At 56.5% G+C, this 16,893-nt stretch carries 18 protein-coding genes; 5 read left to right on the top strand and 13 right to left on the bottom strand.

Features of this window, described 5'->3' with window-relative positions:
- Window positions 1-77: 77 nt before the first annotated feature.
- Window positions 78-992 (top strand): sulfite exporter TauE/SafE family protein, encoded by a 915-nt coding sequence (locus Q0746_RS12185; protein ID WP_298260627.1) that lies wholly within the window; start codon window positions 78-80, stop codon window positions 990-992.
- On the top strand, window positions 992-1,747 hold the full coding sequence (locus Q0746_RS12180; protein WP_298260626.1) for a TIGR02186 family protein: 756 nt from the start codon (window positions 992-994) through the stop codon (window positions 1,745-1,747). The genes Q0746_RS12185 and Q0746_RS12180 overlap by 1 nt, the downstream gene beginning before the upstream one ends.
- 1 nt (window position 1,748) lies before the next feature.
- Here Q0746_RS12180 and Q0746_RS12175 read toward each other — a convergent pair whose 3' ends face one another.
- The 5 genes from Q0746_RS12175 to Q0746_RS12155 all read right to left on the bottom strand — a co-directional run bounded on the left by Q0746_RS12175 (window position 1,749) and on the right by Q0746_RS12155 (window position 7,946).
- On the bottom strand, window positions 1,749-3,287 hold the full coding sequence (locus Q0746_RS12175) for an AAA family ATPase (RefSeq protein ID WP_298260624.1): 1,539 nt from the start codon (window positions 3,285-3,287) through the stop codon (window positions 1,749-1,751).
- A 42-nt stretch (window positions 3,288-3,329) separates the two neighbouring features.
- Window positions 3,330-3,974 (bottom strand): acyl-homoserine-lactone synthase, encoded by a 645-nt coding sequence (locus Q0746_RS12170; RefSeq protein ID WP_298260622.1) that lies wholly within the window; start codon window positions 3,972-3,974, stop codon window positions 3,330-3,332.
- A gap of 95 nt (window positions 3,975-4,069) precedes the next feature.
- Entirely contained in the window at window positions 4,070-4,780 is a 711-nt protein-coding gene (locus tag Q0746_RS12165) for an autoinducer binding domain-containing protein (RefSeq protein WP_298260620.1), read from the bottom strand.
- A 370-nt stretch (window positions 4,781-5,150) separates the two neighbouring features.
- Window positions 5,151-6,443, bottom strand: a complete 1,293-nt coding sequence (ccrA, locus tag Q0746_RS12160) for a crotonyl-CoA carboxylase/reductase (protein ID WP_298260618.1) — start codon at window positions 6,441-6,443, stop codon at window positions 5,151-5,153.
- 120 nt (window positions 6,444-6,563) lie between these two features.
- A complete protein-coding gene (locus tag Q0746_RS12155) occupies window positions 6,564-7,946 on the bottom strand; it encodes a 1-acyl-sn-glycerol-3-phosphate acyltransferase (protein ID WP_298260616.1) in 1,383 nt (460 codons plus the stop codon).
- Between the two features lie 139 nt (window positions 7,947-8,085).
- On the opposite strand from Q0746_RS12155, the gene Q0746_RS12150 reads away from it, so the two are divergent.
- The 3 genes from Q0746_RS12150 (at window position 8,086) to Q0746_RS12140 (ending at window position 11,829) form a co-directional block, all read left to right on the top strand.
- Window positions 8,086-10,065, top strand: coding sequence for a protein meaA (locus Q0746_RS12150; protein WP_298260614.1), 1,980 nt, complete (start codon window positions 8,086-8,088; stop codon window positions 10,063-10,065).
- 76 nt (window positions 10,066-10,141) lie between these two features.
- Window positions 10,142-10,846 carry a purine-nucleoside phosphorylase gene (gene deoD, locus Q0746_RS12145; RefSeq protein WP_298260612.1) on the top strand — a complete coding sequence of 235 codons (705 nt, stop codon included), beginning with the start codon at window positions 10,142-10,144 and terminating at the stop codon, window positions 10,844-10,846.
- On the top strand, window positions 10,843-11,829 hold the full coding sequence (locus Q0746_RS12140) for an aldo/keto reductase (protein ID WP_298260610.1): 987 nt from the start codon (window positions 10,843-10,845) through the stop codon (window positions 11,827-11,829). The genes deoD and Q0746_RS12140 overlap by 4 nt, the downstream gene beginning before the upstream one ends.
- 59 nt (window positions 11,830-11,888) lie before the next feature.
- Here the strand turns inward: Q0746_RS12140 and Q0746_RS12135 are convergent, their stop codons facing one another.
- The 8 genes from Q0746_RS12135 to sdhC all read right to left on the bottom strand — a co-directional run bounded on the left by Q0746_RS12135 (window position 11,889) and on the right by sdhC (window position 16,891).
- Window positions 11,889-12,668 (bottom strand): succinate dehydrogenase iron-sulfur subunit, encoded by a 780-nt coding sequence (locus Q0746_RS12135; protein ID WP_298260608.1) that lies wholly within the window; start codon window positions 12,666-12,668, stop codon window positions 11,889-11,891.
- Between the two features lie 9 nt (window positions 12,669-12,677).
- Window positions 12,678-13,001, bottom strand: a complete 324-nt coding sequence (locus Q0746_RS12130; RefSeq protein WP_298260606.1) for a succinate dehydrogenase — start codon at window positions 12,999-13,001, stop codon at window positions 12,678-12,680.
- Complete coding sequence (locus Q0746_RS12125; protein WP_298260605.1) at window positions 12,998-13,588, bottom strand: FkbM family methyltransferase; 591 nt, start codon at window positions 13,586-13,588, stop codon at window positions 12,998-13,000. The genes Q0746_RS12130 and Q0746_RS12125 overlap by 4 nt, the downstream gene beginning before the upstream one ends.
- Before the next feature lie 107 nt (window positions 13,589-13,695).
- Entirely contained in the window at window positions 13,696-13,992 is a 297-nt protein-coding gene (locus tag Q0746_RS12120) for a hypothetical protein (protein ID WP_298260603.1), read from the bottom strand.
- Window positions 13,989-14,303 (bottom strand): hypothetical protein, encoded by a 315-nt coding sequence (locus Q0746_RS12115; RefSeq protein WP_298260601.1) that lies wholly within the window; start codon window positions 14,301-14,303, stop codon window positions 13,989-13,991. Before Q0746_RS12115 ends, Q0746_RS12120 begins: the two co-directional genes overlap by 4 nt.
- On the bottom strand, window positions 14,303-16,108 hold the full coding sequence (sdhA, locus tag Q0746_RS12110) for a succinate dehydrogenase flavoprotein subunit (RefSeq protein WP_298260599.1): 1,806 nt from the start codon (window positions 16,106-16,108) through the stop codon (window positions 14,303-14,305). Before sdhA ends, Q0746_RS12115 begins: the two co-directional genes overlap by 1 nt.
- Before the next feature lie 18 nt (window positions 16,109-16,126).
- Window positions 16,127-16,498 carry a succinate dehydrogenase, hydrophobic membrane anchor protein gene (gene sdhD, locus Q0746_RS12105; RefSeq protein WP_298260597.1) on the bottom strand — a complete coding sequence of 124 codons (372 nt, stop codon included), beginning with the start codon at window positions 16,496-16,498 and terminating at the stop codon, window positions 16,127-16,129.
- Window positions 16,499-16,507: 9 nt separating this feature from the next.
- Complete coding sequence (gene sdhC, locus Q0746_RS12100; protein ID WP_298260595.1) at window positions 16,508-16,891, bottom strand: succinate dehydrogenase, cytochrome b556 subunit; 384 nt, start codon at window positions 16,889-16,891, stop codon at window positions 16,508-16,510.
- Between the last annotated feature and the right edge of the window lie 2 nt (window positions 16,892-16,893).

Here is a 16,893-nt window from a genome sequence, read left to right as displayed (position 1 = left end):
GTGAGATCGATATTTATTGTATCTGGACTTATCTTTTAAGATTGCCCAGTCCAGTTGGACAGGTCTAAGGAACACCCATGCAAATATATCTCCCCATAGCCGAAGTCTCGGTTAACGCGTTCTTGCTCCTTGGGCTGGGCGGAATCGTGGGGATATTGTCCGGAATGTTTGGCGTCGGTGGCGGTTTCTTGATGACCCCATTGTTGTTCTTCATTGGCATCCCGCCCGCGGTGGCGGTGGCCACGGAGGCCAATCAAATTGTGGCTTCGTCCTTCTCGGGGGTGCTGGCGCATTTTAAACGCCGAACGGTTGATTTGAAGATGGGTGTTGTGTTGCTCATCGGGGGGCTGACGGGGGCCGCAATCGGGGTCCAGGTTTTCACCATCTTGCGCGAGATGGGCCAAGTCGACCTGCTGGTAAAACTTTGCTACGTTGTCTTCCTTGGCATCATCGGCGGGCTGATGTTCTTTGAAAGCCTGCGCGCCATTCGCCGGTCCAAAAGCCCGACCTCCGTCCCTGTTCGCAAGAAGCACGGGTTCGTGCACGCGCTGCCTTTCAAAGTGAAATTCCGCACATCCGGACTGTATATATCCGTTATTCCGCCACTGGTGGTTGGTTTGTTCGTCGGGATATTGGCCGCGATTATGGGCGTTGGCGGCGGCTTCATCATGGTGCCAGCCATGATCTACATTCTGGGAATGCCCACAAAAGTTGTGATCGGGACATCGCTGTTCCAGATCATTTTTGTGACGGCCTTTACCACCTTGCTGCATGCGACCACAAACTACACCGTCGACATGGCCTTGGCAGTCTTACTGTTGGTCGGTGGAGTTGTCGGGGCGCAAATCGGCACGCGGATCGGTGTGAAACTAAAGGCCGAGCAATTGCGCATCTTGTTGTCTTTGATGGTTATCGGGGTCTGTGCCAAGCTTGCTTTGGACTTGTTGATTGAACCGTCCGAGTTGTTCTCTCTTGGGGCGGGTGGCCACTGATGTTGCGTGCTCTTGCATTGGCCCTTTGCCTCCTTTCAAGCCCGTTGGCGGCGGAAGAAGTCGTGGCGGATCTGTCAAAAGACGAGGTCGCGATTACCGCGAACTTCGACGGCTCTGACATTTTGATCTACGGCGCAGTCAAGCGCGATGCCCCTGCCGCAGCCGACCCAATGCAGGTGATCATCACCGTTGCAGGGCCAAAGCAGGAAGTGAATGTTCGCAAGAAAGACTGGCGTTACGGCATTTGGGTGAATACCAGCGCCGTCGAGGTCGATGCCGCCCCCAGCTTCTATGCTGTGGCCTCCAGCGGGGCACTTAGTGACGTACTGACCGAAACCGAAGATTTGCGGCACGGCATTTCCATTCCACGCGCGATCCGTTCGGTGGGCGCCCCCTCGGATGTTGAGAACGCGACAGAATTCACCGAAGCCCTTATCCGCATTCGAACCAAAAAGAACCTGTATCAGCAGCTGGATAACACGGTAAATTTGTTCGACGAGACGCTGTTTTCCACCACCATCGACCTGCCGGCCAATTTGGTGGAAGGCCCGTATGACACCCATATCTTCCTCGTGCGCAACGGGGTGATTGTCGACGATTATGCTACGGTAATAAACGTCAACAAGGTTGGGCTGGAGCGTTGGATCTATGATTTGGCACATCAAAAGCCGTTGATCTACGGCCTGCTCTCGCTGTTCATCGCGATTGCAGCGGGCTGGATGGCCTCCGCGGTTTTCCGCTACATTCGCTTCTAAATCAGTCTTCCGCGTCTAGCGATTTCAGCTCCAGCTTGGCTGCAGTTTTCGGCAAATCGTCCGTTCGCAAGGTCCCCGTTGGGCGTGCAAGCATATTGCGCGTTATCCACATTAGCCGGTTCTCTGCCCGCGTAATCGCAACATAGGCCAAACGTTTCCACAAGGGTTGCCCTGCCTCTTCGCGGCCTGCGCGGGCGGCGGCGTATAGATCAGGTGCGAAGACTTGCACCGTATCCCACTGTGAGCCCTGCGCTTTATGTATCGTAACGGCGGAGCCATGTAAGAACGCAGCTCCCATACGGGCCGCGAAGGGGATGAATGGCTCTTCCTCGCCCGGGGCTTCGATTTTGATGATCGACGCGGCCGAAACCTGCGGGTCTTCCGCGCCCAACACATGCAACTTCGAAAACCCCGGCTTGTTGCCCGGCCCCATGTAAATCACTTGTGCCCCTTTGATCAGGCCACGCGCTTCTAGGTCGATCCGCTTTTTGCGGTGCTTTGCGGGTAGCTCGATACCGTCGCAAATCAGTGGCTCGCCAGGCAGTAACGTATCGACCGTCGCCCCATATGCGCCTCTGAAGGCCTGTATCAAGCGGATGCGCGTGGCGTTGCGCCAGACCAAAACCGGCGAGCGCGCCATCAGATCTGCCTCAACCCGTTCGGCATAGATTACACGGTCGTCTTTTGCCGCCGCGTCACGGACCAATTGCTCAAACGCATTGAAGTTCACATTTGGGTCTGCCAGCGCATGCGCCAGATCAAGGATGGGGTTGTCTTGTGTTTGACGGTGCACGCGCGACAGTTCCAGCCTGCGGCCATCTTTGAGCTTGTCGAACACCATAGCGCCAGATTGACCGACTGGCGCCAATTGCGCAGGGTCACCGAACAAGATCAATGTTGGAAAAATTTCACGCAGATCTTCGTATTGCTTCTCGTCGAGCATCGAAGATTCATCAATGAAGCCGATGTCTAACGGGTCTTCGCGTCGCTTCCAGCCTTGGATAAAGTCAGAGCCCTTCAATCCCGCAGCCGCCAGCGCCCCCGGGATTGATTTATTCGTCTCATAGAACGCCAAAGCGCGATCAAGGGCGATATCCGTGATGCCTTCGATCTCGGGGCGATCACCTTGCCCTGCCAACCAATCGGCAACCTTTTCGTATTCCGGATCATACATTGGCGTATATAGAATGCGGTGAATGGTTGTGGCCGGAACGCCTCGATTGCGCAGCACACTTGCCGCTTTGTTGGTCGGGGCCAACACGGCAATTGTGCGTCGGTCCTTGCGCGGCTTTCCATCATAGTCACCGGAAATCAGGTCCACGCCCGCATCCACGACGGCGTCAACCATCTTGGCGAGCAGCAAAGTCTTCCCCGAGCCCGCCTTCCCAACGACCGCCATAACCTGACTTTTTGCGTCATTGAGAGGGGTCGTATGCCCCTCCACAAGATCAACGCCTGCCTTTGCCATAAGCTCCGTTATGGCATCGTAGGCTTCCGCCTGATCTTCAGAAAATGTGACTGCAGTTGGGATCTTTGACATAGGGCGGACCCTACCTTGCGCCCCTGTGGTTTGCCAGCGAGATCAGGCCGCAACAAGGTCCTTATTCACGCCCGCCCGCTGCCCGAATGCGCGGGTGTACCAATGCGACGACACCTCCAGCGAAACGCCCGCCTTTTGTGACAAGTTGCGCAGTGGCGTCGCCCCGAACGCCCATAGCCCTGTACTGATCGCATCGCGCCCGTGGCCTTGCGTACCCAATATCTGCGGGAGCCAGCCAAGTTTGCGGTAGATACGGATCATCCGTGCGTCAAACACCCCAACGGCATGGCTAAGGCCCTGCCCCACGCCAAATTGCGCCCCTGCCAACATCAGTAATGCCGCGATCCGCCCACCATCTTGCGCGGATGGGGATACACAGAACCGCGTTGTTTCCCAGATGTGCGGGTCGCGTATCTTTCTGCCCGCCAGGTCCGAAAAGTGATCATTCACCATTGTCGCGGCGGTCGTTGGCATAAACCGCATAGATCCTCCGTGCTCGCCGGATGCGGTTTCCCATAGAATGTAGAGGGGATTGCGCATGTCGTATTCGTCGCGCTCGAACCCGTTGTCATCAACCGAGACGTCCCAGTTCAACCGTTGGTGGAACTGAATGGCGCGATCTCTCAGCATGCTGTCAAACAGCTTTGGGTAGGTCACTAACTCAACTGCACTGATATATCTGATCATCTGAATCCCCATTCTGTAGGAGACAGAGAAGTCGCATGTTTTGGTTAATGATTTTTCAGAGTAGCGACCGCAGCAAGCGACCGATGGCAACGGTTTCAAACCACGATCATACCGTGTGACAGGGCCAAAGCGACTGCGTGCGTTGTGTTTGAAGCCCCAAGCTTCAGGCGTGCGCTTTCGATGTAGACGCGCAAGGTGCTCTCAGAAATGTTTAAACTTTCTGCAATGCTGGCGCGATTTGCCCCCGTCGCCAACAAAGTTAGCGTGTCCCTTTCTCGGGGCGAAAGGGCGCGGGCGGCGGGACGGTTCGCGTTCCCTTCGATCTGAAGCGCTTTCTCATTCATGTAGTGGGAAATAAGCAAAAGGTCGGCTGCACGCTCGTTGGTGTAGGTGGCCCAAGTATCATCGCTGCAACGATGGTTTATCGAGAACAAGGCGAACTGACCACTGGGGCCGCGAATGGGCACGCTAAATCCCTGATTTCCCAATCCCGCTTGCGTTGCCTCCCCCATGAAGGAGCGCGCAGTTTTAGTGGACCAGTCTAGCGATTTCCAGTCAATGGGGTGAAACAACCGGTAGCAGCCCTGAACAACCGGATCGATGCGGGCATAGTCTTTTTCAACATAGCGCTCTGCCCACTTCGGGTCATATGTGAGGGCCGCATATTGATCGCCGGTACTGTTCACCGAATGATAGACAAGATGTTCTAGGTCGTAAGTCGACCTAAGTTGCTCTACAAAGGTTTGCAGTTCCTCAAGCGTTGTCGCCTGTGAAAGCATTTCCTGCATATCTACCAGTCGGTTCATAAGCACCCGTCATTCGTCGTCTGGAATGGACCGGTGTTGCGAGTTCGGAAGTCGCAACCATGATCGTGTCGTCAAGATGCTCTGCAAGATACTTTAACTCGTTTTTGGCAGAGAACTTTCTGAGATCCATTAAGACGTCGATAATCCAGTCATTCTTCATCTACACTATCCTCTCCAAAGGGTTAACCAACCGTTAACAAGAGCTTAGCAGCGGAAAATTGCCGATAAAATTCACCAATTGGTCCTCCCCAAAAATAGCGAGGCAACGATTTGTAACCTATTGTTTTTGCTAAGATGGAGTTTTCCAAACAAAGGAAAACCCGCGAACCTGATAGATTCGCGGGCAATTTCGAGAACTAGTTTGAGAAGGTCAAGCTTCTCGGCTAGCGGCCAAAGTATCTTTGAAAGTTGTTAGTCCGTTGCGCGGTGCCGTCACCAAAACGGCCATATTTCCGGGCTTATGCTCATTGCGCAGCATCTTGGTGTGGGCCTGTGGAATGTCATTCCAAGGGAACACCTCGGACATACAAGGGTCCAAGCGACGCTCGCACATCAACTGGTTTGCCGCTGACGCCTGCTTCAGATGTGCGAAGTGAGACCCCTGCACGCGTTTCTGGTGCATCCACAAATAACGTGCGTCCATCGTCAGGTTATAGCCAGTGGTGCCAGCGCAGATGACAACCATGCCGCCCTTTTTAACCACAAAAACAGACACTGGCATTGTTGACTCACCGGGGTGCTCGAACACCATGTCGACATTGTTGCCTTTGCCGGTGATGTCCCAGATCGCCTTACCAAACTTGCGAACTTCTCCGAACCATTCTTTGTATTCCGGCGTGTTCACCGTCGGCATTTGACCCCAACAGTTGAAATCCTTCCGGTTCAGAACACCTTTGGCTCCCAGTCCCATCACGAAATCACGCTTGCTTTCGTCAGAGATCACACCAATTGCGTTCGCCCCAGCCGTTTTAGCCAGCTGCACCGCGAAAGAACCAAGCCCCCCAGAGGCGCCCCAGATCAAAACGTTTTGGCCAGGCTTCAACTCATGCGGAGCGTGGCCAAACAACATGCGATATGCGGTGGCCAATGTCAGTGTATAGCAGGCGCTTTCTTCCCAGCTAAGATGTGCAGGCCGCGGCATCAATTGTTGCGCTTGAACCCGTGTGAATTGCGCGAATGAGCCATCGGGGGTTTCGTAGCCCCAAATGCGCTGGCTGCTCGAGAACATCGGATCCCCACCGTTGCACTCTTCGTCGTCGCCGTCGTCTTGATTGCAATGAACCACAACTTCATCGCCCACCTTCCAGCGGGTCACCTTGTCGCCAACGGCCCAAACGATGCCTGCAGCATCAGAGCCCGCGATGTGATACTCAGCTTTATGCACGTCAAACGGGCTGATCGGAACACCAAGGCCGGCCCAAACTCCATTATAGTTCACGCCCGCAGCCATAACCAAGACCAGCACTTCGTTGCTGTCGATCGAAGGCGTTTCAACAACTTCGTTCATGAAGCTGTCTTCAGGTTCGCCGTGACGTTCGCGGCGGATGGCCCATGCATACATTTGCGCGGGCACATGTCCCATCGGAGGAATTTCCCCAACCTCATAGAGGTCTTTCTTTTCTGCGCTGTAATCCAATTTGTCGTCCTGCGTATCAAGGGCCATGTCAGGCGCTCCCCATCTTAGTCAGTGCCGCGACGCAGAATCGAATGCTGCGCCGCCAATAACGGAGAGATACAAACGTCAAAGTAACAATACAACCCCAAAGTATAGTTTTTTGAAATTTTATGTCGTTGGTAAATTTTCGATGCTGGAGGCGTAATAGGCCAGAATCTCTGGCGCCTTATCGGTTACAGATATCGTTGTGCCCGAAACTTTGATCAATTCGCGCACTTCCAACATCCTCAAAGCCTCACTCAGGGCCCGCCCTTCAAGCAGCTTTCCGTTCTCGCGGGGCATGCAAAGCTCCATGCCTGCCTTGCGAACTTCTTCAATATCTTGCGTAAATCGCGCCTCAAGATCGGAGCGCGCGATCACCCCACCTGCCGCGACGATATGGCGGCAGGTCAAGGGAACCGGCAACACTGGCACAACAGAGCCCACACGCTGCATCAGCTCCGCACCCAGCAATTCGGTGGTATTCTCGGGGTGCTCCGTCACAAACTGCTTTAACGAAACCGGCGTCCCAAAGGCCACGCCCGCGAACCCCAAGCGGTGAAACTTTCCGGTCACCCGTTGCCAAAGGTGGCGACCAACATAGCGCAGCAGATGCCCGATACGAAATTTGAACCGTGCAGACTTATCGCCTGCGGCGGCAACCAAAACACGGTCCTCCAACACCCGATCATAGCTAAGGCCTACGGGTACGAACACCACGTCGCGGGCGTTTTCCGGATGAAACCCATCCACAATATAGCTGATCAGGCCCAACTTGGGCGTCCCTATCGCCCCTGTCCGCGATAGCCCCCCTTCGGGAAACACCGCCTGCGCCACTCCCTCTTTCGTCGACAGCTGCACGTAGCGCGCCAAGATACGGCGATACAGCGGGTTCAGGTTCTTGCGACGAATGAAATAGCCGCCCATCATTTTGATCAGGGGGCGCAATGGCCAAACCCGCGCCCATTCTCCCACCGCATATGAAAGCGCGCTGTCACGTGCGGCCAAATAGGTCACCAATATGTAATCCATATTGGAGCGGTGGTTCATAATGTAGACCACAGTGGCGTCGGGATCGATTGCGGCCATGGCTTCACTGCGAGGATTCACAACCCTGACACGGTATAGGCTGCGCGACATCCACTTTGCCGCCTTAGTGCCCAAGCCGAAGTAGACCGTAGCGCTAAATGACGGCACGATTTCGCGGGCATAGCGTTCCGCGGTCTCGAAGGCCACGTTGTCAGGGACCCCCATGGTGTCGGCATAGTCGTTCACGGCGCGAATGACGTCTGGGTCGTACAGGACATTTTGGATCATGTCGTGTCGGCGGGCCAGTTTGAACGGCTGTATCGGTCGCGCCAGCTTGGCGTTCAACTTCGACACGACCCGCTCCGCCCGTCTGCGAAAGAACCAGCGCACAGACGGAAACAAGAAATGTGACGCGGCCGTAACCGCGGCCAACAGCCCCATCAAAATCAAAGCCCAAACGGGCAGTTCCACCGTGTTAAACATATGCGAGGACAGTGGCAGTCTTTGCCTTTGGGGTAAATCCCGTCATGCTGCAACGCGGCGCGTTGACAAAGCCATAAAATTCCAAGTATCAATCCCTCAACGCAAGATTGTTGCTGCAAGCGATTCACACGAGGCCCCCATGTCCGACCAGCCCAACACGCCGCAAAAAGATCGCCCTTGGCTGTTCCGCACCTATGCGGGCCACTCTACCGCCAAGGCCTCGAATGAGCTGTACCGCGGGAACTTGGCCAAGGGGCAAACGGGCCTGTCGGTTGCCTTCGATCTGCCAACCCAAACCGGATACGACAGTGATCACATTCTGTCCAAGGGCGAGGTCGGAAAGGTCGGCGTGCCCGTGGCGCATTTGGGTGATATGCGCAGCCTGTTCAACGACATTCCGTTGGAAAAGATGAACACCTCCATGACGATCAACGCGACCGCCCCATGGTTGCTAGCGCTCTATATTGCCGCAGCCGAAGAGCAAGGCGCAGACATTTCCGCCCTCCAAGGCACCGTTCAAAATGACCTGATCAAGGAATATCTGTCCCGCGGCACCTACATCTGCCCCCCAAAACCATCGTTGCGCATGATCACCGACGTGGCAGCTTATACCCGCCAGCACCTTCCCAAGTGGAACCCGATGAATGTTTGTTCATACCACTTGCAAGAAGCCGGAGCGACGCCGGAGCAAGAGTTGGCCTTCGCCCTTGCCACAGCAACCGCAGTCCTTGATGACCTGAAGGGCAAAGTCCCGGCCGAGCATTTCCCCGCCATGGTGGGCCGCATATCCTTCTTCGTGAACGCGGGCATCCGCTTCGTCACCGAGATGTGCAAAATGCGCGCCTTCGTGGACCTGTGGGATGAAATTTGCCGCGAGCGCTACGGCGTCGAGGACCCCAAATTCCGCCGCTTTCGCTACGGCGTGCAGGTGAATTCTCTGGGCCTGACGGAACAGCAACCTGAAAACAACGTCTACCGCATTCTGATCGAAATGCTGGCGGTAACCTTGTCCAAGAACGCCCGTGCGCGCGCCGTGCAACTGCCCGCGTGGAACGAAGCCCTTGGCCTGCCCCGACCGTGGGACCAGCAGTGGTCCCTGCGTATGCAACAGATCATGGCGTTTGAAACCGACTTGTTGGAATACGACGATTTGTTCGACGGCAATCCCGCGGTCGACCGCAAAGTTGAGGCCTTGAAAGAAGGCGCGCGCGCGGAATTGGCGACCATCGACAGCATGGGTGGGGCCAATGAGGCCATCGAATACATGAAGTCACGGCTCGTCGAGGCCAATTCCGAACGCTTGGGCGGGATCGAGACAGGCGATACCACCGTTGTCGGCGTGAACAAGTTCCAACAGCACGAAGAAAGCCCTCTGACTGCAGGCGACGAGGCGATCATGGTGTCCGACAAAGACGCCGAGGCCGACCAAATTGCGCGACTGGACGCTTGGCGCGCCTCGCGTGACAATGACGCGGTAGAGGCAGCCCTTGCTAAAGTGCGCCTTGCCGCACAAGACGGCACCAACATCATGATCCCCACCATTGAAGCCGCCAAAGCGGGCGCAACCACAGGCGAATGGGGCGACGTGATCCGCCAAGCCTTTGGGCAATATCGTGGCCCGACCGGCGTGTCACGCAATCCTTCCAACCGGACGGAAGGCCTTGAGGACATTCGCAACCGCGTGGACGCTGTGTCAACCAAACTGGGGCGTCGCCTGAAGTTCCTTGTCGGCAAACCTGGTCTCGACGGGCACTCAAACGGGGCGGAGCAAATCGCAGCCCGCGCCCGTGATTGCGGCATGGACATCAGCTATGAGGGAATCCGCCTCACTCCAGAGGAGCTCGTTGAGGCGGCGTTGAAGGACGAGGCCCATGTTGTCGGCCTGTCGATCCTGTCGGGATCTCATATTCCGCTGATAGAGGACATGATTTCCAGAATGAAAGCAGCAGGAATCGGCCATATTCCGGTCGTGGTTGGCGGCATCATACCTGAGGATGACGCGCAGCGTCTGCGTGCGATGGGCGTGGCGAAGGTCTACACTCCTAAAGACTTCGAACTGAACCGTATCATGGATGACTTGGTAACACTGGTGGATCCCGCAGGCATCGCCGCAGAATAGCGCGACAGTAGGTCTCGCGCCTGCCTTTTGGCGCTGATACACTCGCCCGTGTATTAGTCCAAAAGGAACCTGCCCCATGACCATTCATATCGGTGCCAAGCTCGGCGATATTGCAGAAACCGTCCTGCTTCCTGGCGATCCATATCGCGCCAAATGGGCGGCAGAAACCTTTCTAGATGACGTCAAACTCGTCAATGAAGTGCGCGGCATGCTGGGATATACAGGCAGCTGGAAGGGCAACCGCGTCACCATACAAGGGTCGGGCATGGGAATGCCGTCGCTGTCCATCTATGTGAATGAACTGATCAAAGAATATAATGCACAAACCCTGATCCGTATCGGCTCTTGTGGCGGCATGCAGGATAAGGTCGGCGTGCGTGATGTGATTTTGGCAACGGCCACCACGACCATTTCGACCCCGTCCCGTGGTATCTTCAAAGAACTGCAGTTCGCGCCAACTTGCGATTTCGACCTTCTGCACAAAGCCTATCACGCTGCTGAGGCCCGCAAGGTGCCCACTCATGTCGGCGGCATCTACTCTGCCGATGTATTCTACGACGAACGCCCAGACCTGAACGAATTGATGACCCGTCATGGGATCTTGGGCGTCGAGATGGAGGCCGCGGAACTCTACACGCTTGCGGCCCGCTATGACCGTCGCGCCTTGGCGGTGTTGACCGTGTCTGATCACCTGATCACCGGCGAAGCCTTGCCAAGTGAGGACCGCGAAAAAAGCTTCGGCGACATGGTGGAAATCGCCCTCGAGGCGGCTTTCGCATGAAACAACGATTGTTGGGAAAGGACGGTCCCCGCGTCGGGGCCGTCGGACTGGGCTGCATGAGTTTTGCCGGATTCTACGGCGACACCGATTTGCAGACCTCCTATGACACGTTGGATGCGGCCCGCGACTTTGGCGTCGATTTTTTGGACACCGCATTGATTTACGGCATGGGAAAATCCGAAGAGATCATCGGCAGCTACCTCAAGGCCAATCCCAATCACGGGTTCAAAATCGCGACCAAGGGCGGGATCGAAACCCAACCTACCCGCCATTTCGACAACTCCGAAGCCAGCCTGCGTCGCGCATTGGAAAGCTCGTTGAAACGGTTGGGCGTGGACTATGTGGACCTATACTACATTCACCGCCGCGAGGCCGAACGCCCGATCGAAGACGTCACCCAAACATTGGCAAAATTCGTCGCGGAGGGCAAAATAGGCGGTATCGGATTTTCCGAAATCGCGCCATCTTCCCTGCGCCGCGCCCATGCGGTGCACCCAGTCATGGCAGTCCAAAGCGAATATTCCCTTTGGGCCCGACAGCCGGAAATGGGCATGATACAAACCTGTGCAGAGTTGGGGGTCACCTTCGTGCCGTTCTCTCCGGTCGCACGCGGGATGTTTGCCGATATACTGCCTGACCCGCGCGCCTTCAAAGATGGTGATTTTCGCAAGGAGCAGCCGCGCTTTATCGGTGAGAACTTCGCCGCCAACTCGGCGATCTTAAAACAATTTGGCGCATTTTGTGCTTCTCAAGGATGGAGTCCGGCAGCGACGGCCATTGCGTGGACCCTAGATCAAGGCGGGCATTTGATCCCGATCCCAGGCACCCGAAGCCGCGCGCATTTGCAGCAACTTGTGGAGGGCGACGCAATTACCTTAACCGCTGAGACGCGCGCCGAAATTGCCCGTATTTTGCCTGTTGGTTGGGCGCATGGGGATCGCTATTCGGACAGCCAGATGTTTGGGATAGAACGCTACTGCTAAAGCGCGAACGGGGCGCTGCTTCCGCAACGCCCCGTTAAATGTGTCAAGGTAGCGGCCCGTTAGACCTGACGCTCTACCATCATGTTCTTGATTTCTGCGATGGCCTTCGCGGGGTTCAACCCTTTGGGGCAGGTCTTCGCGCAGTTCATGATGGTGTGGCACCGGTACAGCTTGAACGGATCTTCCAATTCGTCCAAACGCTCCCCCGTTGCTTCATCACGGCTGTCGATGATCCAGCGGTAGGCGTGCAGCAAGGCTGCTGGCCCAAGATAGCGATCACCGTTCCACCAGTAAGATGGGCAAGAGGTCGAGCATGACGCGCACATCACGCATTCATACAGGCCATCCAGCTTCTTGCGGTCCTCAATGGACTGGCGCCACTCTTTCTTCGGACGGTTCGTTTTCGTCTCCAGCCACGGCATGATAGACGCGTGTTGTGCATAGAAATGCGTCAGGTCGGGGATCAAATCCTTCACCACAGACAGATGCGGCAACGGATAGATTTTCACGTCGCCCTTGATCTCATCCATACCGTAGATGCAGGCCAGCGTGTTGATCCCGTCGATGTTCATCGCGCAAGACCCACAGATGCCCTCGCGACAAGAGCGGCGGAACGTCAACGTCGGGTCAATCTCGTTTTTGATCTTGATCAGTGCGTCCAGCACCATCGGGCCACATTTGTCCATGTCGACAAAATAGGTATCTACAGACGGGTTTTTGCCATCATCAGGGTTCCAGCGGTAAATCTGGAATTTGCGCACGTTGTTCGCACCTTCGGGTTTGGGCCATGTTTTGCCACCCATAATTTTCGAGTTCTTAGGAAGGGTCAGTTGAACCATGTCGCTCTCCTATTGCAAAAGGGCCGGAAGGCCGTTTTTCAAAAGACATTCAAGTGTGTCGGGACGGGTGGCGATTTCCACCACCAGTTGCGTTTCTTCAGGGCCAAGACCCGTGACACCGGCTTTCGCCAGTTGCAAAATTTCCACCGCGGATGCGTTGTCGATCACGCAATCTGTGGCAGGTTCCAGCGGCACTCCGGGGAAGCGTTCCGTCAGAACGGGGCGCACCGCGTCTTTCGCTTCCTTGCGCGCCAACTGATCGGCCAAGCCATCGTCGCCGCAAGCCGACAGGCCCATCAACGCCGCAAGCGCGGGTATCACTAGTTTATTCATGCGTTCCACCTTGTGAACAAAACATCCATATGGCGCGGTTGCGCCTTCTTTCCTGCGTGCGCGGCCGTGGCCAGCACATCGCGAAATTCTAATCCGGCCTTCGCCAGTTCATTGATCACCGCAGAGGGCGGCGCCACCCCTTCAAAACGCTGCGTGACCGACATCTCTAGGATTACGAATTCGCACCGTTTCAATGTCTCGGCCCCGCCCCTGAGCACTTCAAATTCAAAGCCCTCAGTGTCAATCTTTAGGCCAAGCTTGCCCGTCAAATCCGCAGCCAACATGTCCAGCGTGATCACGGGAACCTCGCGTTTGGCGACATCGGAAAAGCTGCGCACCAGATTGTCTGTGCGCGTCTTGAGGCTGGCCATGGCCCCGCCTTTGCCCGGTTCGGTTTCTGGCACGGACAGCATCGCTTTGCCCTGCTCGGCCCCAAGGGCCACCGCGCGAAAGTCAAAACTTTTGGGCGACACGCCAGCCTTCACCGCCGCTTCGCATTCCGCTTGCGGATCAACCAGCACGAAATGCGCATTCGGGAAGCTACGGTACAGCCACGGCGTGCCGTCATGCACGCCCACATCGATCACGCAATCAGGCGCGAACTCATAGGCCTTCAGGTAAGGCGGGCGCGTCTTGATCGGGTGAAGCGCAAAGCCTTCCTCCCGCGCCGCGCGGCGTATGTCGGCGACATTGCTCAGAGCGATACCCCATTGGATGCCATGCAGGCCAAAGTGCCTTCGCGGGTCATGATTTCAGAAATTAAACCTGTTGTGGCGGCGTCAAGTGTCTCAACACCCGCCAGAAGCTGGAGCTCTTCGGTTGATGTGTTTTGCGCCCCACAGTTTGCGGCGGCGGCTTGCGCTTCGGCAGATAGCTCCGGGGAGACATCCGCAATAAACTGCGCGATGCTTTGTTCTTGAGCTTGCGTTGGCTCATCCAGTGTGGGGGCACCACAGGCGGCCAATGCCATCAAAACTGCAAATTTCTTCATGTCGAGGCTCCAATGGTAATTCCAAATGTTGTGGGTTGCGGCTTGCCGCTCACACGTCGGTCAATGCATTCCGCAAAGGCCTCATCAGGTGATTGTGGGCGAAACACTTTATCCGTCACGGTAATCGACCCTTTGGCTTTCCCGCCACCGGTTCCAACACCGACGCCGACGCGCCCCTGCACGCCATCGGCCAGCCCCACTTCTTCGCGGCAGAGCTCCGCCGCCCGCTCCGGTGAAACCGGAACAGGCGCGCAGGCGGTGCAGAACACTGCTGCACATCCAACGGCTATGACGGGCAAGCCAAGGCGCATTAGAACGTACGTTCTTTTGGCGCGATCTTTTTCAGGCTGATCCCGCCTTCGCTTTCCTTGCTCAGCGGTTCGGTGATGACTGGACGGTGAGACAACTCAACCTTCGCGCCCTCAATCCGGCTAATCGTGTGAACGCGCCAGTTCTTATCATCGCGGGTGGAATAATCCTCATGCGCGTGGGCCCCACGGGATTCTTTGCGCGCTTCGGCCCCGACAATGGTGGCCAATGCGTTGGGCATCAGGTTGTCCAGCTCAAGCGTTTCCATCAGGTCCGAGTTCCACACAAGGCTGCGATCGGTGACTTGGATGTCATCCATCCGCCCCGCGATGGCAGTCATTTTGTCGACGCCTTCTTTCAGCGTTTTATCTGTACGGAACACCGCCGCGTCTGCTTGCATCGCCTTTTGCATGTCCAAACGCAGTTCAGCCGTTGGCTCGGCGCCATTTGCATGGCGGACATTGTCAAAGCGATCAAACGCCTTGGCCAGGGATGCGCTGTTGGCCGCAGGAATGGCAGCCGCACGATCCACGACTTCACCCGCACGGATCGCCGCCGCACGCCCAAAGACCACAAGGTCAATCAGCGAGTTCGACCCAAGACGGTTCGCGCCATGCACGGACGCACAGCCTGCTTCGCCCACGGCCATCAGACCCGGCACAACGGCGTTCGGGTCTTTGGCGGTGGGGTTCAGCACCTCGCCAAAGTAGTTCGTGGGAATGCCGCCCATGTTGTAGTGCACCGTTGGCAGAACGGGGATCGGCTCTTTGTTCACATCGACGCCTGCAAAAATCTTGGCGCTTTCGGAAATGCCCGGCAGGCGTTCCGCCAGCGCTTCTTTGGGCAGGTGGTTCAGGTTCAGGTGGATGTGGTCCCCACCTTCGCCAACGCCGCGCCCTTCGCGGATTTCCATCGTCATGCAGCGCGAAACGTAATCGCGCGGCGCAAGGTCTTTATAGGTCGGGGCATAGCGTTCCATGAACCGCTCGCCCTCCGAGTTGGTCAGGTAGCCGCCTTCGCCGCGTGCCCCTTCGGTGATCAAGCAGCCCGAGCCGTAAATGCCCGTTGGGTGGAATTGCACGAATTCCATATCCTGCAGTGGAAGACCTGCCCGCGCCGCCATGCCACCGCCGTCACCTGTGCAGGTGTGGGCAGATGTCGCGCTAAAGTAGGCACGCCCGTAGCCACCCGTTGCCAGCACAACCATCTTGGCGCTGAACAGATGCATCGTGCCGTCATCCAGCTTCCAGCACAGAACGCCCTGACACACGCCGTCGTCCGACATGATCAGGTCAATCGCGAAGTATTCAATGTAGAATTCCGCGTTGTTCTTCAAAGACTGGCCATAGAGCGTGTGCAAAATGGCGTGGCCGGTGCGGTCGGCCGCTGCACAAGTGCGCTGCACAGGTGGGCCTTCGCCAAATTCGGTGGTGTGGCCGCCGAATGGGCGCTGGTAGATTTTGCCTTCTTCGGTCCGCGAGAACGGCACGCCGTAGTGCTCCAGCTCGTACACGGCCTTAGGGGCTTCGCGCGCCAGATATTCCATCGCGTCCGTGTCGCCCAACCAGTCCGACCCCTTGACGGTGTCATACATGTGCCACTGCCAATTGTCCGGCCCCATGTTCGACAGCGACGCGGCGATGCCGCCCTGTGCTGCCACCGTGTGGGACCGCGTTGGGAAAACCTTGGTCACACAGGCAGTGCGCAGGCCTTGCTCGGCCATGCCCAGCGTCGCGCGCAGGCCAGCGCCGCCAGCGCCAACCACTACAACATCATATTCGTGAGTTTCGTATTCGTAAGCAGCCATCAGTTCAGGGCCTTCCGATTAAAGTGCGATGCGCGCAAGCGCGAAAAGGCCGACCGCAATCAGCGTGTAGCAAAGGCCGGTTAGGGCGATCAGCGTCAACTTTTGGGCTGTGCCATGCACGTAGTCTTCAACGGCTTCTTTGGCCTCAAAGGTAAAATGCATGACGGCCGCAACCAGCATAAGGCCACTGACAATAGCGGGGAACGGGCGCCCGAAGTAGGCCAGAACCTCTTCATAGCTGCCGCTGAACCCGTAGCCGAAGGTGCACACGAAGATTGGCGTCATAACAATGAGCGCAACCGAGCTGATCATCATATGCCAGTGGTGGGTAGTGCCTTGGCGACCCGATCCCATACCCTGAGCGCGTTTTCTATCCGTTAGGTACGTCATATCCTGCCCCTACAAACAAATGAACGAAATGAAGGTGAAGACAGTCGCCAGAACGAACATGCCGATCGCCATTTTCTCGGAGGCTTCCACCTCGACCAAATAGCCCAAATCCCAGATCACGTGCCGGAGCCGACCCAACGCGTGATAAAACAGCGCCCAGACCGCCAACAGCTGAACCAGCTTGCCAATCCAGCTGCTCCACAGCCCGTCAATAAATGCGAATGCGCTTTCCGAGCTAGCGGCAGCGATCAGCCACCAAACCACTAGGATCGTTGCAAACAGCAATGCAATGCCCGTGATACGCACCATAATAGAGGAGATGGATGTCATTTGCGGGCGATAGATCATGATATGGGGGGAAAGCGGTCTGTTTCCCCGATTGACGTCAGCCATGG

This window comes from uncultured Litoreibacter sp., from assembly GCF_947487515.1.
GTDB lineage: Bacteria > Pseudomonadota > Alphaproteobacteria > Rhodobacterales > Rhodobacteraceae > Litoreibacter.
This window is presented reverse-complemented; position numbering and strand designations above follow the sequence as displayed.